Source organism: Dehalococcoides mccartyi, assembly GCF_001889305.1.
Classification (GTDB): domain Bacteria; phylum Chloroflexota; class Dehalococcoidia; order Dehalococcoidales; family Dehalococcoidaceae; genus Dehalococcoides; species Dehalococcoides mccartyi_A.
In genome coordinates, this window is record NZ_CP013074.1 from 149,385 (window position 1) to 172,865 (window position 23,481).

At 49.3% G+C, this 23,481-nt stretch carries 20 protein-coding genes, 1 tRNA gene and 2 rRNA genes; 20 read left to right on the forward strand and 3 right to left on the reverse strand.

What is annotated here, in order from left to right; genetic code table 11:
- The first annotated feature begins 72 nt into the window (after window positions 1–72).
- Window positions 73–519: a C-GCAxxG-C-C family protein gene (locus ASJ33_RS00815; RefSeq protein ID WP_041330338.1), complete on the forward strand. Its 447-nt coding sequence runs from the start codon at window positions 73–75 to the stop codon at window positions 517–519.
- Here ASJ33_RS00815 and ychF read toward each other — a convergent pair.
- A complete protein-coding gene (gene ychF / locus ASJ33_RS00820) occupies window positions 516–1,619 on the reverse strand; it encodes a redox-regulated ATPase YchF (RefSeq protein WP_023651712.1) in 1,104 nt (367 codons plus the stop codon). The two genes, ASJ33_RS00815 and ychF, sit on opposite strands and share 4 nt — an antisense overlap.
- Before the next feature lie 21 nt (window positions 1,620–1,640).
- A complete protein-coding gene (locus ASJ33_RS00825) occupies window positions 1,641–1,883 on the reverse strand; it encodes a hypothetical protein (RefSeq protein ID WP_023651713.1) in 243 nt (80 codons plus the stop codon).
- 129 nt (window positions 1,884–2,012) lie between these two features.
- Between ASJ33_RS00825 and holA the strand changes: the two genes are divergently transcribed.
- The 17 genes from holA (at window position 2,013) to ASJ33_RS00910 (ending at window position 22,065) form a co-directional block, all read left to right on the forward strand.
- Window positions 2,013–3,041 carry a DNA polymerase III subunit delta gene (holA, locus tag ASJ33_RS00830; RefSeq protein WP_041330340.1) on the forward strand — a complete coding sequence of 343 codons (1,029 nt, stop codon included), beginning with the start codon at window positions 2,013–2,015 and terminating at the stop codon, window positions 3,039–3,041.
- Window position 3,042: 1 nt separating this feature from the next.
- Window positions 3,043–3,654, forward strand: a complete 612-nt coding sequence (locus ASJ33_RS00835) for a VTT domain-containing protein (RefSeq protein ID WP_041330342.1) — start codon at window positions 3,043–3,045, stop codon at window positions 3,652–3,654.
- Window positions 3,655–3,687: 33 nt separating this feature from the next.
- Window positions 3,688–4,692, forward strand: a complete 1,005-nt coding sequence (locus tag ASJ33_RS00840) for an ROK family protein (RefSeq protein WP_041330344.1) — start codon at window positions 3,688–3,690, stop codon at window positions 4,690–4,692.
- A gap of 121 nt (window positions 4,693–4,813) precedes the next feature.
- A complete protein-coding gene (gene alaS, locus ASJ33_RS00845) occupies window positions 4,814–7,429 on the forward strand; it encodes an alanine--tRNA ligase (protein WP_041330345.1) in 2,616 nt (871 codons plus the stop codon).
- A gap of 46 nt (window positions 7,430–7,475) precedes the next feature.
- Entirely contained in the window at window positions 7,476–7,877 is a 402-nt protein-coding gene (gene ruvX / locus ASJ33_RS00850; protein WP_052465183.1) for a Holliday junction resolvase RuvX, read from the forward strand.
- 20 nt (window positions 7,878–7,897) lie between these two features.
- Window positions 7,898–9,076 (forward strand): tRNA guanosine(34) transglycosylase Tgt, encoded by a 1,179-nt coding sequence (gene tgt / locus ASJ33_RS00855; protein ID WP_041330348.1) that lies wholly within the window; start codon window positions 7,898–7,900, stop codon window positions 9,074–9,076.
- A gap of 91 nt (window positions 9,077–9,167) precedes the next feature.
- Window positions 9,168–10,310 carry an iron-containing alcohol dehydrogenase gene (locus ASJ33_RS00860; protein ID WP_023651720.1) on the forward strand — a complete coding sequence of 381 codons (1,143 nt, stop codon included), beginning with the start codon at window positions 9,168–9,170 and terminating at the stop codon, window positions 10,308–10,310.
- 265 nt (window positions 10,311–10,575) lie between these two features.
- Window positions 10,576–13,526 (forward strand): 23S ribosomal RNA (locus ASJ33_RS00865).
- 100 nt (window positions 13,527–13,626) lie between these two features.
- Window positions 13,627–13,744, forward strand: a 5S ribosomal RNA gene (rrf, locus tag ASJ33_RS00870).
- A 180-nt stretch (window positions 13,745–13,924) separates the two neighbouring features.
- A complete protein-coding gene (locus ASJ33_RS00875) occupies window positions 13,925–16,399 on the forward strand; it encodes an ATP-dependent Clp protease ATP-binding subunit (protein WP_023651721.1) in 2,475 nt (824 codons plus the stop codon).
- A 122-nt stretch (window positions 16,400–16,521) separates the two neighbouring features.
- Window positions 16,522–16,911 (forward strand): hypothetical protein, encoded by a 390-nt coding sequence (locus ASJ33_RS00880; RefSeq protein WP_023651722.1) that lies wholly within the window; start codon window positions 16,522–16,524, stop codon window positions 16,909–16,911.
- Window positions 16,912–16,973: 62 nt separating this feature from the next.
- Entirely contained in the window at window positions 16,974–18,362 is a 1,389-nt protein-coding gene (gene radA / locus ASJ33_RS00885; RefSeq protein ID WP_012881409.1) for a DNA repair protein RadA, read from the forward strand.
- Window positions 18,349–19,032 carry a 2-C-methyl-D-erythritol 4-phosphate cytidylyltransferase gene (locus ASJ33_RS00890; protein ID WP_023651724.1) on the forward strand — a complete coding sequence of 228 codons (684 nt, stop codon included), beginning with the start codon at window positions 18,349–18,351 and terminating at the stop codon, window positions 19,030–19,032. Before radA ends, ASJ33_RS00890 begins: the two co-directional genes overlap by 14 nt.
- 5 nt (window positions 19,033–19,037) lie before the next feature.
- Complete coding sequence (gene ispF / locus ASJ33_RS00895) at window positions 19,038–19,511, forward strand: 2-C-methyl-D-erythritol 2,4-cyclodiphosphate synthase (protein WP_023651725.1); 474 nt, start codon at window positions 19,038–19,040, stop codon at window positions 19,509–19,511.
- Window positions 19,512–19,514: 3 nt separating this feature from the next.
- A complete protein-coding gene (cysS, locus tag ASJ33_RS00900; RefSeq protein ID WP_041330349.1) occupies window positions 19,515–20,888 on the forward strand; it encodes a cysteine--tRNA ligase in 1,374 nt (457 codons plus the stop codon).
- A gap of 107 nt (window positions 20,889–20,995) precedes the next feature.
- Window positions 20,996–21,071 (forward strand) — tRNA-Ala (locus ASJ33_RS00905).
- A 34-nt stretch (window positions 21,072–21,105) separates the two neighbouring features.
- The gene (locus ASJ33_RS00910; RefSeq protein WP_041330381.1) at window positions 21,106–22,065 is read left to right on the forward strand and encodes a tyrosine-type recombinase/integrase; all 960 of its coding nucleotides are present in this window, start codon (window positions 21,106–21,108) and stop codon (window positions 22,063–22,065) included.
- A gap of 1 nt (window position 22,066) precedes the next feature.
- Here ASJ33_RS00910 and ASJ33_RS00915 read toward each other — a convergent pair whose 3' ends face one another.
- Entirely contained in the window at window positions 22,067–22,588 is a 522-nt protein-coding gene (locus tag ASJ33_RS00915; protein WP_041330383.1) for a hypothetical protein, read from the reverse strand.
- Window positions 22,589–22,785: 197 nt separating this feature from the next.
- On the opposite strand from ASJ33_RS00915, the gene ASJ33_RS08385 reads away from it, so the two are divergent.
- On the forward strand, window positions 22,786–22,959 hold the full coding sequence (locus ASJ33_RS08385) for a hypothetical protein (RefSeq protein ID WP_155760387.1): 174 nt from the start codon (window positions 22,786–22,788) through the stop codon (window positions 22,957–22,959).
- An 84-nt stretch (window positions 22,960–23,043) separates the two neighbouring features.
- A complete protein-coding gene (locus ASJ33_RS00920) occupies window positions 23,044–23,466 on the forward strand; it encodes a hypothetical protein (RefSeq protein ID WP_041330385.1) in 423 nt (140 codons plus the stop codon).
- The last annotated feature ends 15 nt before the right edge of the window (window positions 23,467–23,481 follow it).

The window sequence follows — 23,481 nt, forward strand, 5'->3', positions numbered from 1 at the left end:
AGTTGCCTGCAAAATAAGGTATATTTATATTTTATGCTCTTTACAGACATATATTTCAGGAGAATAAAATCCATGAGTGATACAGCCGCTTCAGCCCAGAGCCTGCATGAGCAGGGTTTTAACTGCGCCCAGTCTATTTTAGGTGCTTTTGCCCCGTCTCTGGGTATTGAAACCGGGATAGCTTTTAAACTGGCTTCTGCTTTCGGCGGGGGCATGGCGGCGCGGGGAGACAGCTGCGGGGTAATCAGCGGCGGGCTGATGGTAATAGGGCTGAAATTCGGGCAGACTTCGGCTGAAAATAAAGCGGCCAGAGAAAAGTGCAACCGCCTGGGCCGTGAATATATAAAGCAGTTTGAAGCCGAATTTGGGGCAACGGCTTGCCGTGACCTTATCAAGTGCAATATCGGTACTCCGGAGGGGGCAAAACTGGTAAAAGAAAAAGGCCTTCGTGAAGGCCTTTGTTCAAACCTGGTTTACAGCGGGGCGCAAATGCTTTCCGCCCTTATAGAGCAGGCTTAGACATTAAACAGGAAGTTGGCGGTGTCCCCGTCCTGTACTATATAGGTTTTACCTTCCAGTCTCAGCTGACCGCGTTTTCTGACCTCTGCCAGTGAACCGGCCGCAAGCAGGTCATTTACGTGGACAATTTCCGCCCGTATAAACCCCCGCTCGATATCAGAGTGGATTTTACCGGCGGCTTTCTGGGCTATAGTCCCGCGGGTAATAGTCCAGGCGCGCACTTCGTCAGGACCTACGGTAAAAAAGGATATAAGGTCTAAAAGCTCATACGAAGCCCTTATGGTGCGGTCCAGCCCGGTCTCTTTAAGCCCGTAGCTGGAGCGGAACTCGGCGGCTTCGGCCTCGTCCATGTTTATCAGCTCGGCTTCCAGTTTGCCGCACATTACAATCACCCTATAGTTTTTGCCTCCGTAGCGGCCGTTGAGTTCGGCCTCCATTTCGGCGGCTTTGGGCAGGTCATCTTCGCCTATATTTATCACCATAAGCACCGGTTTACTGCTTAGAAACTGGTATCCGGAGAGTATTTTGGCTTCTTCTTCGTCCAGTTCAATATCACGGGCGGGGATATCTTTCTCCATGGCTTCTTTGATTCTGGCCATGAGCTCTTTTTCCCGCTCCAGAGCGGCTCTTTCCGGGGGTTTGGCACCTTTCATCTGGCTGCCAATGCGGTTAAGCCTTTTTTCAATAATGGTCAGGTCTGAAAAAATAAGCTCGGCATTCATGGTGGTCAGGTCACGCTCTGCGTTCAGGCCGCCGGCGGGCAGGGGAATGGCGGTATCTTCAAATGCCCTAATAACATTCAGCAGGGCATCCACGTTTTGCAGCTGGGTTAAAAGTTCACCTGAAAAAGAGCTGTCTTTGGTGCCGCCCTTAAGGGAAGCCCCCACGTCAAAATATTTTATTTCAGCCGGGGTGAGTTTCTTGGGGTGAAACATCTCCTCTAGCGGAGTCAAACGGGCATCGGGCACTTTCACTATGCCTACGTTGGCCGAACTGCTCTGAGAATAAGAGCCGGTGGCGGCGTTACTGCGGGTGGCGGCGTTGAAAATGGTAGTGCGGCCGCTTTTTGCCAGACCTATTATACCTATTGTTACTGCCATATATTACTTTCGCTTTTGCTCCTAGATATCGTTCTTGCGGCTGTTTTTAAGTACGTCCCGGGATACCTTCAAGGCCAGGTCACGTTCACCGTAGCTTGCCTTGGTATTGCAGGCTATGTCCAGCAGGGCGCAGAGAGCCTCGTAGGAACCAAAGCGGGCAATATGTTTAATGGTCTGTTCCCTTATTTCAGGGGCTATTTCCATATCATTGGCAATGGCAATATGTTTGCGGAGTTCGTAGGGCATTACAACTTCTTCGGGCATTGTTTCAAATCCTCCAAGTGTAGCTTACGGGCAGATTGTAACATAATGCAAGGCAGTTTTGCACTAAACTTCAAAGGTTACGTACCTGCTTTCTTGTGCTACAATATCAGCCGAAGGTGGCTGTTAAATTTGCTGTATATTTTTACCGGCAGTGATGATTTTTCCCTGAAAGAACGCCTGAAGCAGATAAAACTGGCTTTGGGTGATGAGTCTTTGTCCTCTGCCAATACCACCATGCTGGAGGGCAAAAACCTGACGGCTGCTGAACTTCAAAACTATGTGCAGACGGTTCCCTTTTTAGCCCCTGCCCGGTTGGTCATAGTAAATGGCCTGCTGGAGAGGTTTGAAGGCTCAAAAGGTAAAGCTGCCGCTAAGGATACCGCAAGCAAAACCAGCCCGGATGAATTTGCCCGGGCGCTGTCTAATCTGCCCCCCACAACCCTGGCGGTGCTTCTGGACTATACCTCCTCCAAAGACGGTGACTACCGTGAAAAAGAAAAAGTATCCTCTTTGGCCTCAAACCCCCTTTTTAAGCTGGTAAGCCCCGGTGCCGAGGTAAAGCACTTTGCACCTTTATCCGCTCAAAATTTGCCCGGTTGGGTAATGCAGCGTGCCAAACAGTCTTCTATCCAGATGTCTGTTCCGGCTGCCCGTTTGCTGGCCCGTTTTGTGGGGGCGGATTTGTGGGCACTTTCCTCCGAGATTGAGAAACTGGGGTTGTATGCCCAGGGGCGGGTGATAGAGGAAGCAGATGTTGAGAATATGGTGGGTTATGCCCAGGAAGTAAATATATTTGCTCTGGTGGATGCCGTACTGGACCGCAAGGTTAAAGACGCCCAGCAGTCTCTGGCGGCTTTTACTGCCGGCGGCGGGTCACCCGGTTTTTTGCTGTTTATGCTGGTACGCCAGCTGCGGCTGATGGTGCGTTATACCGCCCTTAAAAAACGGGGGCTGAAAGAGGCCGAGATTTTTAAAGCTATGGGCGGCTCTGAGTACGCCCTTAGGAAAACAGCCTCTCAGGCGGCCTGCCAGAACATGGACAGCCTTAAATCTATGTACTTCAAACTGCTGGAAACAGACTTTAATATAAAAACCGGCCGCTTTGAACCTGAGCTGGCCATGGGTTTGCTGGTTGCCGAACTTTGCGGGAGAAAATAGCTTGGAAGAAAAACGAAAACAGTCACTGAAAGAACAGTTGAAAGCCGTAAACTGGGGCAGCCTGCTGCTGACCTTCGGGGCTCTTATAGCACTCAGCTTTCTGCTGGCTTGGGGGCTGAATTCGCTGGTGGACAGTCTGGAAATACCCCTTGATGAATATGCCTGGCTGACCTATCTTTTGGTTTTTGTTATGTCTATACTGGCCAACGCTACCGTAATAGCCCCGGTGCCATTTGCCATTTCCATCATGGTTGCGGCCGCTACCAATTTTAACCCGGTGATGGTAGCCCTGTTTGGTGCTTTGGGTGGCAGTCTGGGTGAAATGAGCGGTTATTTTGCCGGCCGTCTGGGCAAGAAACTGGCTATTCCCGAAGGGCTGGTGGGTTACAGCCGGGTGGAAAGCTGGATACAAAAATACGGGGCTTGGGCAATTGCCTTTCTGGCTGCCCAGCCGGTAGTGCCTTTTGATGTGGGCGGGCTTATTGCCGGGTTGGCACGCATGCCCGTTCACAAGTTTTTGCCAGCCCTTTTTCTGGGTAAATTCCCCAAGTATATTGTGATGGTGTATGCCGGAATAGGCCTGATAGACTGGCTGCCTTTCCTGAAGAGCTAGGTGCTTATTTAGCTTTAAAAGTAAGGGGGCTTTGTGAACCAAAGTAATTTAGAGGTCATACTTAAGCCCTGTTTGTGCCTGGATATAGGCGGCAGTAAAATCCGCTCGGCGGTAGTGACCCATGACGGACGGGTGGTGGCCTGGGAACAGGAGCCTACCTGCGCCCGGAACGGGGCGGAGGGTGTATTTGAGAATATATGCCGGGTGTTTGAGCGCCTGCTTGAGCGTAACAACCTTTGTCTTTCCCAGTTTGAGGCCCTTTCTGCGGCGGTAGCCGGGGGCATAGATATGCCAAACGGACTAGTTACCCAGTCTCCCCATCTGCCCGCCTGGCGGGATGTACCCCTTCGGGATATGCTGGCAGAGCGTTATCTTAAAACATTCCTTATAAATGATGCCTCCGCCGCTGCTTTGGCCGAACACAAACTGGGAGCGGGGCGGGGGGTTAAAAACCTGGTTTACCTGACGGTCTCCACCGGTATCGGGGGCGGTATTATTATAAATGATGAGCTTTATCTGGGGCAGAGCGGCTGTGCCGGTGAAATAGGTCATATGTGTCTGGATATAAACGGCACTGAAGATGTCTGCGGCAATGTAGGCTGTCTGGAAACGCTGGCTTCGGGTACGGCTATTGTCCGCAGGGTTCAGGCTGAACTTGCCGGGGGTGGGTTTTCCCTGCTTTCAGAGCGGTTTAGGGCGGATTACTCTGCTTTGACGGCCGAGGATATCGGCCTGGCGGCTTCCGAAGGTGACAGGCTGTGCCAGGGGGTTATCCGCCGGGCAGGTGAATACTTGGGAATAGGGCTGGCCGGTATTGCCAATATATTTAACCCTGAGCTTATTATACTGGGGGGCGGGGTTTCCAAACTGGGGGAGATTTTTATTGAACCTGCCCGCAAAATGCTTTTCAAACGGGCCTTCCGTCTGGCGGGGGATGATGTCCGGCTGGTTGCTTCGTTTCTGGGGGATAATGCCGGGGTGACCGGGGCGGCACTTTATGCCTACGGCTGTCTGGGGGACGGAAATAAAACCCCTTAGGGCTGAACGGGTATTATATATAATATAGAAGACCCCCTGTCTATTTATTAAAATTGACAGTATAACGGGCTTAAATTAAAATCGTATTTATCTTATCTATCTTGAAATGGCAGGTGCGGCTTTGTTTAGCAGTGATGAATTACGCGAAAATTATCTGAAATTTTTTGAGGAGAAGGGGCATAAAAGGATTGCCAGCTCTTCTCTGATACCCCACAATGACCCCACCCTTCTTTTAACTACCGCCGGCATGGTGCAGTTTAAGCCCTATTATCTGGGGGTGGCCAAGCCGGAAAACCCGCGTATGATTTCCTGCCAGAAGTGTTTCCGCACTACCGATATTGAATCCGTGGGGGATGCCAGCCACCTGACCATGTTTGAAATGCTGGGCAATTTCAGTATCGGCAATTACTTTAAAAAAGAGGCTATTGCCTGGGCTTGGGAATATGTGACCCAAAGGCTTAATATACCTGCCGAAAGGCTCTGGGTGACAGTTTATCTGGATGATGATGAGGCTATTGCCCTCTGGAAGGAACAGGGAGTACCCGAAGGGCGGATAGTCCGTCTGGGTGCGGCTGATAACTTCTGGGGGCCGGCCGGGGATTCAGGCCCCTGCGGCCCGTGCAGTGAAATCCATTATGATTTCGGGCAGGAAATGGGCTGCGGCAAGGCTGATTGCAATCCCTCCTGCAAGTGCGGCCGTTTTTGTGAAATATGGAATCTGGTATTTGTCCAGTTTAATCAGGATAAAAGTGGCAAACGCCAGAATCTGCCTGCCCCCAGCATTGACACCGGGATGGGGCTGGAACGCTTAACTATCCTGATGCAGTCCAGGAAAAACGTATATGAAACCGATATATTTGCCCCCGTTATAGAAAAAGCCTGTCAGCTTTCGGGTAAGAAATACGGGTGTGATACCGCAACGGATAGAGCTTTACGGATAGTCTCCGAACACAGCCGGGGCATTACCTTCCTGATTGCAGACGGGGTTATCCCGGATAAGGCAGGGCGGGGGTATGTGCTTCGCCGCCTGCTTCGGCGGGCAGTCCTTTTCGGACGCAGGCTGGGTCTTGAAAAACCCTTTCTGGTGGACATGGCCGGGGCTGTTATTGCCCGCATGAGCGGCATTTATCCCGAACTTAAAAAACGCCAGACCTATGTACTGGAGATGATAGCCAGTGAGGAGGCTCGTTTTTCGGAAACGCTGGCTACAGGGCTTGAGCTTCTGGAAGAAATAGTCCGCCAGACCAATGGCGGGCAGATTTCCGGTCAGGATGCCTTTAAACTGTATGATACTTACGGTTTCCCGGTGGAAATGACCACCGAAATAGCCGCCGAGAGGGGCTTGAGTGTAGACCTTGGCGGGTTTGAAGCCGAAATGGAAGTCCAGCGTACCAAAGCCCGTTCCAGCCGCAAGTTCAGTTTTGATGCGGCGGCTACTGCCGAGGCAGTCAAGAATATGCGCCACGGGGAAAAGACCTGTTTTGTGGGTTACGAACTTACCCGCCAGAAATCAACTGTTATGGATATTTTGACCGAAGGCGGCAGTGTTGACAGCATAGAAGAGGGTGATGAGGCCAGTATAGTGCTGGATGAAAGCCCTTTTTATGCCGAGATGGGCGGACAGGTGGGTGATACCGGTGAGATTATAACCGGCGGCGGGCGTTTTGAGGTTAAAAATACCCTTCACCTGCCTAACGGGGTTTTTCTGCATCAGGGCAGGGTAATAAGCGGCTGCCTGAAAATATCTGAGTCAGCCGCTGCCCATATTGACGAAGAACGCAGGCGGGATATTGCCCGTAATCATACCGCCACCCATATACTCCAGACAGCTCTCAGACAGGTGCTGGGTGAGCAGGTTCAGCAAAGGGGTTCGGTGGTGACGCCTGAGCGCCTCCGCTTTGACTTTTCCCATTTGAGACCCATGACCAAAGACGAAATCCGCCGGGCAGAGGAATTTGTAAATGACAAAATCCGCCGCAACCTGCCCGTTTATGCCGAAGAAATGCCCTACCGCCATGCCCTGGAAGAGGGTGTAACCGCTCTTTTCGGGGAAAAATACGGTGACAGGGTGCGGGTGCTTAGAGTAGGGCGTCCGGCTGTTTCAGCCGAACTTTGCGGCGGTACCCATGTGAGTGCCAGCGGCGAAATAAGCCTGTTCAAAATAGTCAGTGAGAGCAGTGTGGGGGCAGGCCTTCGGCGGATTGAAGCTGTAACCGGGCGTGAGGCCGAGGCTTATATTAACCTTCAGCAGGACAGCTTATCCGAGCTTTCAGGTATGCTGGAAGCTGCGCCTGAGGAATCTCCCCGCAAACTGGCTGAACTTAAAGAAGAAATAGATACGCTTAAGAAAACAGTCCAGAATCTGGAACGCCAGATGTCCCGCGGAGAGGCGGAAGAGCTGCTTTCCAAAGCTGAAGATTATAAAGGGATTAAACTGCTGGTCAGCCGCATGACTTCGGTCAATGCGGATACCCTGCGTGGAACGGCTGATTTCCTGCGGGACAAGCTGGGCAGCGGGGTAATAGTGCTGGGTACGGTCAGCGAGGACAAGCCCTTTTTCCTGTGCATGGTAACGCCGGACCTTATTGAGAAAGGTTATCATGCCGGCAATATAGTCAAAAAACTTTCCCAGATAGCCGGCGGCGGCGGCGGCGGCAAGCCGAATATGGCTCAGGGCGGCGGGCGTGACAAAGCCAAACTGGACGAAGCCCTGCAGGCTGTAAAGGGAATGCTATAAAGAACTGCTGCGGAGGGCTAAAATAGGCCGTATACTGGCTCTGGACGTGGGCGACAAGTGGATAGGGGTGGCTTTGAGCGACCCCTTGCGGATACTGGCTTCGCCTTTGGTTATCCTCCGGCGTGACAATGATGTAAAGACAGTGGAAAACATTGAAGCTTTAGTCAAAACCCACCAGCCGGATTTGCTTGTTGTCGGCTTGCCGGTATCTCTGAACGGGACTATCGGGCCTCAGGCGGAAAAGGTAAAGGCCTTTAGCGGGCTGCTTTCGCAGAGTTTAAATACCGAAATTGTTTTTCGGGATGAACGCTTCTCCACAGACGAAGCCCGCCGCAAAATGAATGACAGCGGCAAAAATAATAAAACTGTCCGGGATGATGCGGCCGCGGCCGCAGTTATTTTGCAGGACTATCTGGACGAGACTAATCCGCCCTGCTTCCAGCCTTAAATATTCAAGGAGCATAATTTTTGGATAAATCCTTTATATTAAATAAAACCAGCCCCCGCAGTTCTGCCCGCCGCGGCCAGCTGCTTACAGCCCACGGCAAGGTGGAGACGCCTGTTTTCTGCCCGGTAGGCAGCCAGGCCACTGTAAAAACCCTTACCCCCGAAGACTTAAAATCTGTTAACGTAGATATGATATTGTCCAATACTTACCACCTGTATCTCCGCCCCGGCATACCCGTAGTCAAAGAAATGGGCGGTTTGCACAAATTTATGAATTGGGACGGGGTTATCCTGACTGACAGCGGTGGCTACCAGATATTTTCACTGGCCAATCTGCGCAAGCTGGATGAAGGCGGGGTCAGTTTCCGTTCCCATATAGACGGCAGCACCCGTTACATCACCCCCGAAGATGCGGTCAGCTTCCAGCAGGACTTGGGTTCGGATATTGCCATGGTGCTGGACGAATGTCCCCATTCCGAAGCCTCCGAGAATGAGGTTTTGGCGGCTATGGAACGCACCCACCAGTGGGCAAAACGCTGTCTTGCCGCCCATACCCTGAAAAGCCAGCACCTTTTTGCCATTGTTCAGGGGGGGCTTTCCCCCGTACTCAGGCAGCAGTCTGCCGAATATCTGGCTTCGCTGGATTTCCCCGGTTATGCCCTGGGCGGGCTTTCTTTGGGTGAGCCTAAGGATATTACCTTTGAAACAGTCCGCCATACCCTGCGTTTTCTGCCCGGAAACAAGCCCCGCTACCTGATGGGAGTGGGTGCGCCGGAAGATTTGCTGGAAGGGGTAAGCTGCGGGGTAGATATATTTGACTGTGTATTGCCTACCAGAGTGGCCCGCAACGGGGCTTTTTTCAGCCGCCTGGGCAGGCTTAATATCCGCAATGCCTCTTTTGCCACCCAAAAAGGGCCGGTTGACCCGGAGTGTAACTGCTATACCTGCCGCAATTATTCGGCGGCCTACCTGCATCACCTGTTCCGCTGTGAAGAAATTCTGGCCTACCGGCTGGCTACTATACATAACATTGCCTTCCTGAGCAACCTTATGCAGGAGGTGCGTACTTCTATTGAAAAAGATTGTTTTGAAGAGTTTAAAGGGGATTTCCTGGCCCGCTATCAGCCTACCAACGAATCTGTCCGTATTGAGCAGAAACAGAAATGGCTCTCCGCCCGCAGCGGTGAAACCCCTTCCTAGTTATTAACTGATGGCTGTCTTGCGGCAAGGATAAAAAACGGGAGGTCAGGGGAGCTGTTTTAACAGTGCTGTTTTCTGTTATTATATTTTTATGATAACAACATTTGAGCTATCCACCCGCATTATCTTCGGGGTAGGCAGTATAAGCAGCCTTAATCACGAAGCTTCATTGCTGGGCAGACATGCCTTGCTGGTTACTGGTAAAGAAGCGGTACGCCGTTTAGGCATACTGGAACGGGCTACATTTTTGCTGAAAGAGGCCTGTATTCAAACCACCCTGTTTGACAGGGTAGAGCCCAATCCCCGCTCTTCTACAGTCGACGCCGGTATTGCCTTAGCCAGAGAAAAAGGGATAGACCTTATTATTGCTCTGGGCGGCGGGAGTGCCATGGATGCCGCTAAGGCTATTGCTTTCGGTCTGGCCTGTGAAGGGCCTGTCTGGGATTACATAAAACAGGGAGAGTACCCTGAGGGTGATTTTCTGCCCCTTATAATGATACCTACCGTTGCCGCCAGCGGCTCGGAGGCAAACGGGAATGCGGTTATTTCAAACTGGGAAAAACATGAAAAAAGGGTTATTTCCGATAGTCGCCTTCAGCCTAAAGTGTCTCTGGTAGACCCCCTGCTGACACTCAGCCTGCCTCCCCGCCAGACAGCCCAGGGAGGAGTGGATATTTTTTGCCATATAGCAGAGCCTTATCTCACCGCCGCAGACTCCTCCCCTTTGCGTGACGGTCTGGCCGAACTTGCTATGCGTCTGGTGGTGGAGTATTTGCCCAAGGCGGTTAAGACCCCGCATGACCTTCAAGCCCGCACCCAGCTTAGCTGGCTTTCAACCATTGCCTGTTCCCAGTTCATGTCACTGGGCGGCAAAAGCGGCAATATGACCATGCACGGTTTGGAGCATGCCTTAAGCGGTTACTATGATATTGCCCACGCTGACGGTTTGGCTGCCCTTTTGCCGGCTTACATGAGAAACCTTTACCCTGTTCGCCGCCACCGCATAGAAATGCTGGGGGAAAAAGTATTCGGGCAGACAGACGGGATAGCGGCAGTTGAAAACTGGCTCAAAAAAAATAATATGGGTTTCAGTCTGAAAGAGCTGGGGGTTTCCGAAGCTAAAATAGATGAAATAGCGGCGGCTGCAATCGTGATGTCACCCTGGGTGAAAAACCACCCCGGTCTCCTTGACAAGAGGGTAGTCACAAGTCTATACTCTACTGCTTTTAATTAAGCGCCTTTTAAATAGCTTAAAAATCTGAAAAAATCTCTGAGGTTTTTCCCGCTGAACGTGGGGTCGCCCTTGACAGTGGCTAAAGCAATGAGATATAATACCCTTCGCCTCTGAATGAGGCAGAGAGATAAATGATAAAAATAGCTACATAGAAATTAGTTTAAGGTGAATCCAAGCTCGCGGCTTGGTAATGTTACCAAGCCGCTTTATATTTGTTACGCACTTTAAAAACTGAATACTACGGGTTAATATCAATTCCGAAGCAGGTCAAGCAGGTAAGGGCACATGGTGGATGCCTTGGTATCAAGAGCCGATGAAGGACGTGGTAAGACTGCGATAAGCCTCGGTCAGCTGTCTAACAAGCTTAGCCGGGGATTTCCGAATGGGGCAACCCGCTCAGGCAAAACCTGAGTACTCCCAGCTCAACACATAGGCTGGGTAGAGGTAAGTGGGGGAAGTGAAACATCTCAGTACCCCGAGGAAAAGAAATTATTCTCCTAGTAGCGGCGAGCGAACGGGGATGAGCCCAAACCTTGTAATCTTAGTGGTTCTGTGACCTATGTTTACAAGGGGTTGAAAGAAGAATCTGGTTTGTGCAGAGCAAGCCGAGAAGTTACAAACCTAACCCTATTAGAAGGTCCCTGGAACGGGCAACCACAGAGGGTGAGAGTCCCGTAAATTAAAGGGTGTAGGCTTCTGATTCTTTCTTAAGTACCACGAGACTCGTGGAATCTCGTGGGAATCCGCCGTGACCACATGGCAAGGCTAAATACTCTTGATGACCGATAGTGAACTAGTACCGTGAGGGAAAGGTGAAAAGCACCCCGAGAGGGGAGTGAAATAGAACTGAAACCGTGTGCCTACAAGCAGTCAGAGGAGCGTAAGCTCTGATGGCGTGACTATTGAAGAATTATCCGACGAGTTACTCAGTGCAGCTGGTTAAGCAATTAAGTTGCGCAGCCGAAGCGAAAGCGAGTCTGAATAGGGCGTTTTAGTTGTACTGAGTAGACCCGAAGCCGGGTGATCTATCCATGGCCAGGGTGAAGTGAAGGTAATACTTCGCGGAGGCCCGAACCAGTCAACGTGGCAAAGTTGTTGGATGAGCTGTGGATAGCGGTTATATGCCAAACGAACCCGGGGATAGCTGGTTCTCCTCGAAATGCATTTAGGTGCAGCCTCAGGCGTTCATTAATGGAGGTAGTGCACTGGATAGACTAGGTGGGAGAGATCCTGTCAACTCTAACCAAACATCGAATGCCATTAATCAAAGCCTGGGAGTGAGACTATGGGGGCTAAGCTCCGTAGTCAAAAGGGAAACAGCCCAGACCATCAGCTAAGGTCCCTAAGCGCAGGCTAAGTGGGAAAGGAAGTAGCATTGCCTAGACATCCAGTAGGTTGGCTTAGAAGCAGCCACCCTTTAAAGAGTGCGTAATAGCTCACTGGTTGAGTGGTGTTGCGCCGACAATCCAACGGGGCTTAAGCCTGTCACCGAAGCTATGGATCTACCTATATGGTAGATGGTAGAGGAGCGTTCCCTCGGCAGTGAAGCAGGAGTGTAAACAACTGTGGAGCTTAGGGAAGTGAGAATGTCGGAATGAGTAGCGCAAGGCGTGTGAGAAACACGCCCACCGTAAACCTAAGGTTTCCTACGCAAGGTTAATCCGCGTAGGGTTAGTCGGACCTAAGCCGAGGCCGAAAGGCGTAGAGCGATGGACAGCAGGTTATTATTCCTGCACCACCGTTGTGGAGGTAAAGGGGGGACACAGGAGGATAGATCAGGCATGTCCATTGGACATGGCGTGTCGCTGAACCCTAGACGTTTCAGAATAGGCAAATCCGTTCTGGAGTTAAGTTGAAGTTCAGTGGAAGGTGCGGAGAGATCCAAGCCAATCTGGTTGAGTCCAAGCTGTCGAGAAAAGCCTCGTTACTGTTGAAGCAATGGTGACCGTACCGCAAACCGACACTGGTAGGTGGGGGTAAATGTCCCAAGGTGATCGAGATAACCCTCGTTAAGGAACTCGGCAATCTAGCCCCGTAACTTCGGGAGAAGGGGTGCCCTCGCGAGAGGGTTACAATAAAGTGGCTCGAGTGACTGTTTAACAAAGACACAGGTCTCTGCAAAAGCGAAAGCTGAAGTATAGGGGCTGACACCTGCCCAGTGCTGGAAGGTTAAGGGGAGGAGTTAGGGCAACCGAAGCTCTGAACCGAAGCCCCAGTGAACGGCGGCCGTAACTATAACGGTCCTAAGGTAGCGAAATCCCTTGTCGGGTAAGTTCCGACCCGCACGAAAGGTATAACAACTTGAGCGCTGTCTTAACGAGGGACTCGGTGAAATTGAATTACCCGTGAAGATGCGGGTTTCCCGCGACTGGACAAAAAGACCCCGTGGAGCTTTACTATAACTTGCCATTGAGTCTGGGTTTATCATGTGTAGGATAGGTGGGAGGCTGAGAAGCCAGGGCGCTAGCCTTGGTGGAGCCAACGTTGAAATACCACTCTTGATGGATCTAGCCTCTAACTCTAGAACAAGCTAGAGGACAGTGGCTGGTGGATAGTTTGACTGGGGCGGTCGCCTCCTAAATTGTAACGGAGGCGCCCAAAGGTTCCCTCAGGGTGGATGGAAATCACCCTAAGAGTGCATTGGCATAAGGGAGCTTGACTGCGAGACATACAAGTCGAGCAGGGACGAAAGTCGGGCAAAGTGATCCTACGGCACCGAGTGGAAGGGCCGTGGCTTATCGGATAAAAGCTACCCCGGGGATAACAGGCTTATCTTGCCCAAGAGTTCACATCGACGGCAAGGTTTGGCACCTCTATGTCGGCTCGTCGCATCCTGGGGCTGGAGTAGGTCCCAAGGGTCCGGCTGTTCGCCGGTTAAAGCGGCACGCGAGCTGGGTTCAGACCGTCGTGAGACAGGTCGGTCTCTATCCGTCGTGGGCGTCTGGAGATTTGAGAGGGTCTTTCCATAGTACGAGAGGACCTGGAAGGACAGACCAATGGTGTGTCAGTTGTTCTGCCAAGGGCATTGCTGAGTAGCCAAGTCTGGTTTGGATAAGCGCTGAAAGCATCTAAGTGCGAAGCCGGCCTCAAGATTAGATCTCCCATCCCGGGCAACCGGGGGTAAGACCGCAGGTAGACTACCTGCTTGATAGGCTGCATGTGTAAGTACGGTAACGTATTAAGCTGAGCAGTACTAATGGTCGAGGGCTTGACCTGTTTCTGAATTGATATAAACCCATGTATTCAGTTAATATAGTGTAGACAAATATCGCTTGGATCAAGGTTAACAAGTGAATTAATAGCGTGCATCCGCTCCCCTGGTGGTTAGAGCGGGGTGGTACCACCCGTTCCCGTCCCGAACACGGTCGTGAAACGCCCCAGCGCAGACGATACTTAGGAGGCAACTCCTTGTGGAAAATATGCCACTGCCCGGGGAGCTTTGCTTTTTTCTTCACTTGAAAGCAGAGCTCCATTTTTCCCTCTGATATTTAGTTAAAAACTAGGCCCGTTAAGGGTCTTTTTTTATTTCAAAGCTAATGCACCCTATTTGCCTTTACACTTTCTTTTTGGCTGAGCTATAATAAGAGTACTAACCGAGTGAAAGTAAAAAAATTATGTCTAGTAGATTTGATAAATTTTCTGAAAGAGCGCGCCGGGTTCTTACCTATGCACAGGAAGAGGCCCAGAGCCTTAACCATAACTATATCGGTACCGAGCATATTCTGCTGGGGCTGGTAAGGGAAGAAGAAGGCGTGGCTGCTCGAGTACTGGTCAACATGGAAGTAAATTTGGCCAAAGTACGTTCTGCCGTTGAATTTATACTTGGGCGGGGCGAACACCCGGCTACCTCTGAAACCGGTCTTACCTCCAGAGCCAAAAAGGTAATAGAACTGGGTATTGATGAAGCCAGAAACTTGGGGCACAACTATATCGGCACTGAGCACCTGCTTTTAGGTTTACTGCGCGAAGGCGAAGGAGCAGCTGCCGGTGTGCTTGAGAGTTTCGGGGTTACTGTTGAAAAGGTACGCACCGAAGTGGGGCGTATTTTAAATCAGGGCTTAAATAAACCTAAAACCAGCCGTACAACTCCCAGCCGGACCCCCCAGCTTGACCAGCTGGGCTTTGACCTTACGGCTGCTGCCAGAACCGGCAAGCTTGACCCGGTTATCGGTCGTGCCAAAGAAATAGAGCGGGTCGTTCAGATTCTTTCCCGCCGTACCAAAAATAACCCCGCACTTATCGGCGAACCCGGTGTCGGCAAAACCTCCATTGTAGAGGGGCTTGCCCAGCGGATTGTTTCGGGTGACGTGCCGGAAACTCTGGAACAAAAACATATAATTTCTCTGGACGTGGCCTCACTGGTAGCCGGTACTAAATACCGGGGTGAATTTGAGGAACGGCTCAAGAAAGTTATTGAAGAGATTAAAACCGCAGGCAATATAATCCTGTTTATAGACGAATTTCATACCATGGTGGGTGCCGGTGCCGCCGAGGGTGCGGTAGATGCCGCTAATATCCTCAAGCCTTCGCTGGCCAGAGGTGAGGTACAGGTAATAGGGGCAACCACTCTGGATGACTTCCGCAAGTATGTTGAACGGGATGCCGCACTTGAGCGGCGTTTCCAGCCGGTGCTGGTGGAAGAACCGGCCATAGAAGATACCCTGAATATTCTTCGCGGCATAAAAGAGCGCTACGAAGAGCATCATAAGCTTATCATCAGCGAAGAAGCTATTGCCGCTGCCGCCAATATGGCTGCCAGATATATACCTGACCGCTTTTTGCCGGACAAGGCTATAGATTTGGTTGACGAAGCTGCTTCACGGGTGCGGATAAAGAAGCGCACCAAGCCGGTCTCTCTGAAAGAGATGAAAGCCATAGAAGACAGCTACCGCCGGGATAAAGAAGCCGCTTTGGCTACCCAGCAGTATGACTATGCCTCCGAATTGCGTGAGCGGGAGCTTCAGATAGCTGAAAAGATACGCCGCATGGAAGACGAGTGGCAGAACGAACAGGCTATGGACAAGCCGGTAGTGGGCGAAGAAGATATTGCCCAGGTGGTCAGCATGTGGACGGGTGTTCCGCTGGTACAGCTTACCGGTGACGAAACCGAACGTCTTTTACATATGGAAGAAGCCCTGCATGAGCGGATTATCGGCCAGGAAGAAGCTATTGTTACCATATCCAAGGCTGTCAGGCGGGCACGGGCCGGTCTTAAAGACCCCCGCCACCCCATCGGCAACTTTGTTTTCCTCGGGCCTACCGGCGTGGGTAAAACCGAGCTGGCACGGGCGCTTGCCCAGTTTATGTTTGGTTCGGAAGATGCTTTGGTTCGGCTGGATATGTCCGAATTTATGGAAAAATTTGCCGTATCCCGTCTGGTGGGTGCACCTCCCGGATATGTGGGTTATGATGAGGGCGGTCAGCTGACTGAAGCCGTTCGCCGCAAGTCGTACTGCCTGATACTGTTGGACGAAATAGAAAAAGCTCATCCTGATGTTTTCAACATACTTCTGCAGATATTTGATGACGGCCACCTGACAGATGCCAAGGGCAGAAGGGTGGATTTTCGGAATACCATTATTATCATGACCTCAAACATTGGGGCTGAGCTTATCCGCAAGGGCAGCGGGACTATCGGTTTTGCTACCCAGACAGATGAATCAAAGGCTCAGCAAACTAACTTTGAGCATATGAAAGACAAGCTGCTGGGTGAGCTCAAGAAGAGTTTCCGTCCGGAATTCTTGAACCGCATTGACAGCGTGGTGGTTTTCCACTCGCTGAACAAAGAGCAGATTCGCAGCATTGTTGACCTGATGCTTAAGAGTGTTATCAAGCAGATGTCTGAAAAGGGTATCGGGCTTGAAGTGACTGAATCTGCCAAAGACCTGCTGGGTAAGAAAGGTTATGATGAGGTTTATGGTGCAAGGCCGCTGCGCCGCACTATACAAACCATGATAGAAGATCGTCTGTCCGAGGACCTTCTGCGGGCTAAATTTAAAGCCGGGGATAAAGTGATAGTGGATACTGCTGAAGATGAAATAATTGTCCGTCTGGCAGAGCCGGCTGAGCTTAGTCAGGCTACTTCGTAAAGGCTGGGCAGGGTGTAATTGATTATTTAAAAGGGGAGCTTTTAAAGCTCCCCTTTTTATTTTCTGGTAGAAAATAGGGCTTTGGCAGAAAAACTAATAGGACGCAGGGAGAATGCAAAACGGTGGCGTGTCCTTTACCCGAAGAGTTAAAAAGGAAACTGAATAACGGTTTGCTTCTCATGCGGACAGGCATGTGGGTTACCATATTCCTCAGCCTGCTGCATGGGTTTATTCTGCTGGAGTACCAGGCTTTTCAGATTGCCCTGATAGTTGCTTTGGGGGCTGGGTTTATAATGTGGTTGGGTATTATGCTGACTATGCGGATGCCTATGGCTGGCGGAGTGTTAGGTCTATGCTTTTCGCTTCCGCTTGCGGTGCTTACCGGGTATTATCTTTTCCAAGGGGTGTTGGTGGCGCCTTTGGCCGGGCTTTTATTCGGGAGTATATTTTATCAGGGCGGCTGTCTGGTAGTTATCGGTTCTTATGAATCATATCTCCGCCGGAATATCTGAAACTATTTTAAGCATCAGGGTTATCCTTGCTTTAGCGGATTAAATTGTGTAGTCTTTTGTATATGGAAAAAAGCCGTAGAGTTTATGTTTGTTCCAACTGCGGGCGTGAGAGCCTGAAGTGGCTGGGGCGCTGTCCCGGCTGTCAGGAATGGAATACCCTTGAAGAAACAACGGTTGTTTCACCTGTAGGACGTAAAAATGAACCTGCCCGTGTTATCAGCCCGGCGGCTGAGCTTTCCAGTCTGCAGGCAGCCGAAACCACCCGGCGGAGTTTATCTATTTCGGAGTTCAACCGGGTATTAGGCGGCGGCATAGTGCCGGGTTCGCTTATGCTTTTGGGTGGTGAGCCGGGAATCGGCAAATCCACTCTTCTTCTTCAGGTGGCGGCTTCGGTAGCACAAAGCGGCGGTAAGGTAGTATATGTTTCAGGGGAAGAAAACCCCGCTCAGATAAAAATGCGCGCCCAACGTCTTGGTATCAGCGGCGAAGGGCTTTTCCTTATGGCTGAGACCGACCTTAATGCCATTCTGGCTCAGCTTTCAGTCCTCAGCCCGTCATTGGTCGTTATTGACTCTATCCAAACTGTATTCCTGCCGGAGCTTGAGGCCGCACCCGGTGCTATAAATCAGGTGCGTGAATCAGCCCTCCGCCTTATGCAGTGGGCTAAAAGCAGCGGTGCCAGTGTATTTATAACAGCCCATGTTACTAAAGAAGGCAATATAGCCGGGCCGCGCATATTGGAACACATAGTAGATGTAGTCATGTACTTTGAGGGAGAGTCCCAGAGTGCTTACCGTTTAGTGCGTTCTGTCAAAAACCGCTTCGGTTCCACTAACGAAGTGGGTATATTTGAAATGAAAAGTGAAGGTCTGGTAGAAGTAGCTAACCCTTCCCAGATATTTTTATCAAATCGCCAGACAAACACGGTAGGCTCGGCTGTAACCGCTGTACTGGAGGGCAGCCGTCCTTTGCTGGTTGAGGTGCAGGCACTTACCAATACCACCAGTTTCGGCCAGCCGCGCCGCACTGCCAACGGGGTGGATTTTAACCGCACCCTTATGATAGCTGCGGTCCTCTCCAAACGCCTGTCCATGCGTTTAGGTACGCAGGACATTATTGTAAACGCCACCGGCGGTATCCGTTTGGATGAGCCGGCTGCAGATTTGGCTATTGCACTGGCTATTGCTTCCAGTTACCGGGATATCGGCGTATGCCCCGAAACTATCGCTCTGGGAGAGATTGGTCTTTCTGGGGAAATGCGGACTATTTCCCATCTGGAAAGGCGTCTTTCCGAGGCCAGCCGTTTGGGTTTTAAAAGGGCTTTGGTACCGGCCGGTGCTAACTGCCACAATGTACATAATATCCAGATAATTCCGGTTTCAACTGTCAAAGAGGCAGTGAGGCTGGCACTTACCGGGGTGAAAACGGAGACGGAAGATGTTTTTGAATGAAAAAGTCGGGGCAGTTATTGTAGCTGCCGGTCAGAGCCGCCGCATGGAGGGACAGGACAAAATATTTGCCTTGCTCGCCGGGAAACCTGTTCTGGCTCACACCCTTTCGGTTTTTCAAAAATCCCCGGAAATAGATGATATTGCTCTGGTTATGGCCGAACACAATATTGAAAAAGCTAAAGAGCTGATCAAAGAATATAATTTCAGCAAGGTAATTGCCGTATGCCCGGGCGGCGAACTCCGTCAGGACTCTGTCTGTTCGGGGCTGACTGCCTTGTGTGATTGCGGTTGGATAATAATTCATGACGGGGCGCGTCCCCTGCTTGATACTGCTTCCATACCCGAAGGACTGGAAGCTGCTAAACTCTGTGGTTCGGCTATTGCGGCCGTACCCCTCAAAGACACCATTAAAGAAATATCCCCGGAAGGGCTGGTAGAAAAAACCCTGCCCAGAGAAAAACTGATATCTGTCCAGACGCCCCAGGTATTCCGGGCAGACATTATCCAGAAAGCCTATCGCAGAGTGGGTGTAACCGCAACGGATGATGCCCAGCTGGTAGAAAAATTGAAGCTCCCTGTCAAGATATTCTCTGGTGCATATGCTAATATAAAGATAACCACACCCGAAGACCTGCTTATGGCAGAAATACTGCTGAAGAAAGGACGGTGAGCATAATGCGTGTTGGAAACGGTTATGACGTACATCGTCTGGCACCGGGGCAGAAACTGGTGCTGGGCGGGGTGGAAATTCCTTTTGAGTGTGGGCTTATCGGCTGGAGTGATGCGGACGTGCTTACCCACGCCATTATGGATTCGCTTCTGGGGGCGGCGGCGCTGGGGGATATAGGGCTTTACTTCCCTCCGGGTGACCCCAAGTTCAAGGGCATATCTTCACTAAAGCTCCTTGAGCAGGTAACAGCCTTGCTGGCTGAAAAAGGTTTCGGGATAATAAATATAGATTCAGTTATAGTAGCGGAGGAACCAAAGCTACGTGGCCATGTAGATACCATGCGTAAACACCTTGCCAAGGCCATGGGGATAGACCCGGGGCGGGTAGGGATAAAAGCCAGCACTTCGGAGCAACTCGGCTTTGTAGGCCGCGAGGAAGGCATGGCAGCCTGGGCAGTGGCCCTCGTAGACGAAAAATAGACTATGAAAATATATAACACTTTATCCGGCAAGCTGGAAGAATTTATTCCTCTGGAAGATGGCAAGGTAAAAATGTATGTCTGCGGCATAACCCCGCAGTCAGAGCCGCATATCGGCCATGCCATGAGCTATATAAACTTTGATGTAATCCGCCGTTACCTCAGCTACAAAGGTTACCGGGTAAAATATATCCAGAATTTCACAGATATAGATGACAAGATAATTGCCAAAGCCAACGCTCAGGGCATAGAGCCTTCTACCCTGGCCGAAAGAAATATAGGGGTGTTTCTGGATGCCATGGCCGCACTCAACATAACTCCGGCAGACTACTACCCGCGGGCAACTCAGGAAGTGCCCAAGATAATAGAAATGGTCTCCGGACTTATAGAAAAAGGCTATGCATACGAGGCAGGCGGCAGTGTCTACCTGCGGGTGCAGCAGGTGGAAGGATACGGCAAACTGTCCCACCGCACTCTGGAACAGATGATGGCCGGTGCCCGGGTGGAAATTGATGGAGAAAAAGAATACCCTATGGACTTTGCCCTTTGGAAAGCCACCAAGCCTGGTGAACCTTCCTGGGAAAGTCCCTGGGGATTGGGACGCCCTGGCTGGCATATTGAGTGTTCGGCCATGTCTCTGCGTTATCTTGGAGAGCAGATAGATATACACGGCGGCGGGCAGGACCTTATCTTTCCCCACCATGAAAATGAAATAGCCCAGTCAGAGTGTTTTAGCGGGGTCAAACCCTTTGTAAAATATTGGCTGCATAACGGCCTTCTCAAGCTTGGCGAAGAAAAAATGAGCAAGTCACTTGGTAATCTGGTTACCATAAAAGAAGCCCTCAGCCACTATTCGGCTGATGCCCTGCGTATTTTTGTGCTTAGCTCCAGCTATCGTAATCCGCTTACTTATTCTGAAGAAGCCCTGGAAGCGGCCGAAAAAGGGGCGGAACGCCTGCGTCAGACAGCCGCCAGACAGGATAATCCCCAAGCCAATGAAACAAATGTAGATGTTAAGACATACCGTGAGCGGTTTACCCAGTATTTGGACAATGACTTTAATACCTCAGCCGCTTTGGCTACTATCTTTGACCTCAGTAGGGAGTTAAACCGTATTGAAGCTGAGGGTGGTAAAAGTACGGACGGACAAAAACTGTTTAAAGAACTTGCAGATATTCTCGGGCTGAGTCTAAAAATAGCAGAACCCGAGACTGGGACCGATTCCGTACCTTTTATAGAGTTGTTGATAGAACTCAGAAAAGACCTGCGTCTGGCAAAGCAGTACCAGCTGGCAGACAAAATCCGTACCAGTCTGGATTCTGCCGGGATACTTCTTGAAGATTCTGCCGGTGGCACTGTCTGGAAAGCAAAAAAGTAAAGTAAAACACGGAATCTTGGGGTTAAATAATCGCCCCGAGGTTTTATTATAAAGCTAAAAAAAGTTGCACTTGGTGTCTATTTGTGATAGATTATCTATCTGTTGCTGGGGCCGTAGTTCACTTGGGAGAACGTTTGACTGGCAGTCAAAAGGTAGAGGGTTCGAATCCCTCCGGCTCCACCATAAAGCTAAAAGCACCGCCGGTAGCCAAAAATGAATGCTTTTAGACCATTTAACTAGTTCCAGTTCCAACGAACAGTCCAAAGCTGAAACCTACCATTTAACTGATTTCAAAAACCTCTCCGGCAGGCTGAAAGCCTTTATCCTTACGTGCAAAGTTGCCCGATTATCTCCGCATACTATCAAATACTACACTTATGCCCTTACTTCATTTTTAGGCTATTGCTCTACCTTGGGCATAAATGCAGTTGAGGAGATAGAGGCAAACCACGTCAGGCTTTACTTAGTCAAACTACAGGAGAGGAATAACCCGACCTCAGTACTTGATTACTACAAGGCTGTAAAGCGCTTCTTTAACTGGCTTATTGAGGAAGGCGTGCTTTCAAAAAGTCCCCTGGCCACCATTAAGCCGCCCCGGACAGAACAAAAAGTAATCCGGCCATTTACCAAACAGCAAATAGAAGATCTGCTTAATACCTGCGGAGATAGTCCAACCGGGTTGAGAAACCGGGCCATGATACTCACTATGCTGGATACCGGGCTGCGTGTTTCTGAAATGGCAGCTATCCAGCTAAAAGACGTAGATTTTGATAAGGAAACCATAATCGTAATGGGTAAGGGCGCTAAGCAACGTATAGTTCGCATTGGACATAAAACCCAGGAATCTATCCTACGTTACCTGCTTACCAGGCAAGACGAATGCCCGGCACTCTGGCTTTCAACTACAGGCACTGGTCTTTCAACCGAAGGGATAAAAGTAGTAGTACGGGAATTGGGTAAAAGATCAGGAATTACTGGCGTAAGGTGCAGCCCCCATACTTTCCGGCATACCTTTGCTACTCAATCACTTATAAACGGGGCAGGAGAATTTGAAGTTCAATCTTTGCTTGGCCATAGCACCTTAACCATGACAAAACGCTATACAGCGAGCTTAAGAAGTGAATATGCTGTTCAGGAACACAAAAAATTCAGTCCAGTGGATAATATGAGACTATAATTTATTGATTGTTATCGATTCCTTTGTTACCAAGTAATTCAGCAGCTAAAGCTACTCCACCAAGTAGTGCTAGGCCAACAACTATAGTATTGGCTATCTCCATTTTTGTATTTGTATATTCTTTATATAGTTTTATCTTTCCCGAATGGCCATTTGGACATTGTTGATAAGCAAAATGATACAAACTTACTGGTACACCACAATCACATTTGCCTATTTCTGTTTTTAATATTCTTTGTAGATGAGCTCTAGCACGTTCTGCCACAGTTAATTTCTCTTGTGCTACTCTAAGCTCAGTTTTTTCTTTCTCTAATTCAATTTGAAGATTTCTATTTATATTTTCTTGTTGTATAAATTTATTCCGAATTTCTCTTAGTTTTTGTTGATTATCTGGTAATAATAGTCCTTGATTCAGTAAATCGACAATTATATCGCCTTTCTGTTTTCCGGATAATTGAGCTAATTCAGTGATCTTTTCTTTAATTTCTTGGGGTATTCTAGCATAAATTGCAACGGTACTCATTTTCGTGATTTCCTCCAATATAGTAATATCTATATCAATATAATATCATAATGTCAGAAATTAACAAGCATTAGCCTAATAACTACTTATTAAATATTTAATATGTTATGAAAAACACCCACTGTGTTGACAATTTACAAATATAATATATAGTATGTCGGTAATTAATTATATTTCTGATAAGAAGGGAGAGAGAAATGCCTCTTATCATTACGAAAAGTTCTAATCAAGGATTAGGCGATATTGAACGCAAAGCCCGTATTAATGATTGGATTAATTCTAATGGTTCAAAGCAATGTGTGATTGATAAGCCCGTTAACTGTAAAAATTCTAAATCTCCAACAGTTTTAGTTAGATGTTCAGCAAAGTGAGTTTTTAGATATTTGTTTCTAAAATTCAAACCTTCCTCAAAGAAAGCTTCCAGTAGACATGGCCCAAACAGGTTAAACGATTATATGTTCCAACATGAACGTCGGTTAGATGATTATGATTATTTCATCAATGATTATAATATTAACTGGGATACATTAAGTTTTCATGATGGAATTAAGTTAATAATGCATTTAGAATGCACAAGTAATTTAGTGATAACTATTGAAAAATTCGCAAAAATAACATCTGATATGATTGCTGGACAATATATTTATTTTGCTCAGACTCATACTTATTCTTATAACGTTTCAATAAGAGACATTGGAAATTGTTTTAGATACGATAACTGCCATAAGCATCGTAACCACCAAACTGAACACCATTTGCATGTATATTCACAGCCAGGTAAAGGTGAAAAAGATGGCAGCCCAATTTGTTTAGGAGATGACTGGCCGCATATGCATGAGGTAATAGAAGATTCTATACATTACTTAGCTAGTATATAGGCGCTATTTAATTCA

What these genes read in the sequence shown, in the direction of transcription:
- ASJ33_RS00890 (WP_023651724.1), top strand. Translation starts at nt 18,349, where the DNA reads ATGTTTTTGAATGAAAAAGTCGGGGCAGTTATTGTAGCTGCCGGTCAG.
- ispF (WP_023651725.1), top strand. Translation starts at nt 19,038, where the DNA reads ATGCGTGTTGGAAACGGTTATGACGTACATCGTCTGGCACCGGGGCAG.
- ASJ33_RS00860 (WP_023651720.1), top strand. Translation starts at nt 9,168, where the DNA reads ATGATAACAACATTTGAGCTATCCACCCGCATTATCTTCGGGGTAGGC.
- ychF (WP_023651712.1), bottom strand. Translation starts at nt 1,619, where the DNA reads ATGGCAGTAACAATAGGTATAATAGGTCTGGCAAAAAGCGGCCGCACT.
- ASJ33_RS00915 (WP_041330383.1), bottom strand. Translation starts at nt 22,588, where the DNA reads ATGAGTACCGTTGCAATTTATGCTAGAATACCCCAAGAAATTAAAGAA.
- ASJ33_RS08385 (WP_155760387.1), top strand. Translation starts at nt 22,786, where the DNA reads ATGCCTCTTATCATTACGAAAAGTTCTAATCAAGGATTAGGCGATATT.
- radA (WP_012881409.1), top strand. Translation starts at nt 16,974, where the DNA reads ATGGAAAAAAGCCGTAGAGTTTATGTTTGTTCCAACTGCGGGCGTGAG.
- ASJ33_RS00815 (WP_041330338.1), top strand. Translation starts at nt 73, where the DNA reads ATGAGTGATACAGCCGCTTCAGCCCAGAGCCTGCATGAGCAGGGTTTT.
- ASJ33_RS00920 (WP_041330385.1), top strand. Translation starts at nt 23,044, where the DNA reads ATGTTCCAACATGAACGTCGGTTAGATGATTATGATTATTTCATCAAT.
- cysS (WP_041330349.1), top strand. Translation starts at nt 19,515, where the DNA reads ATGAAAATATATAACACTTTATCCGGCAAGCTGGAAGAATTTATTCCT.
- ASJ33_RS00875 (WP_023651721.1), top strand. Translation starts at nt 13,925, where the DNA reads ATGTCTAGTAGATTTGATAAATTTTCTGAAAGAGCGCGCCGGGTTCTT.
- ASJ33_RS00825 (WP_023651713.1), bottom strand. Translation starts at nt 1,883, where the DNA reads ATGCCCGAAGAAGTTGTAATGCCCTACGAACTCCGCAAACATATTGCC.
- ASJ33_RS00910 (WP_041330381.1), top strand. Translation starts at nt 21,106, where the DNA reads ATGCTTTTAGACCATTTAACTAGTTCCAGTTCCAACGAACAGTCCAAA.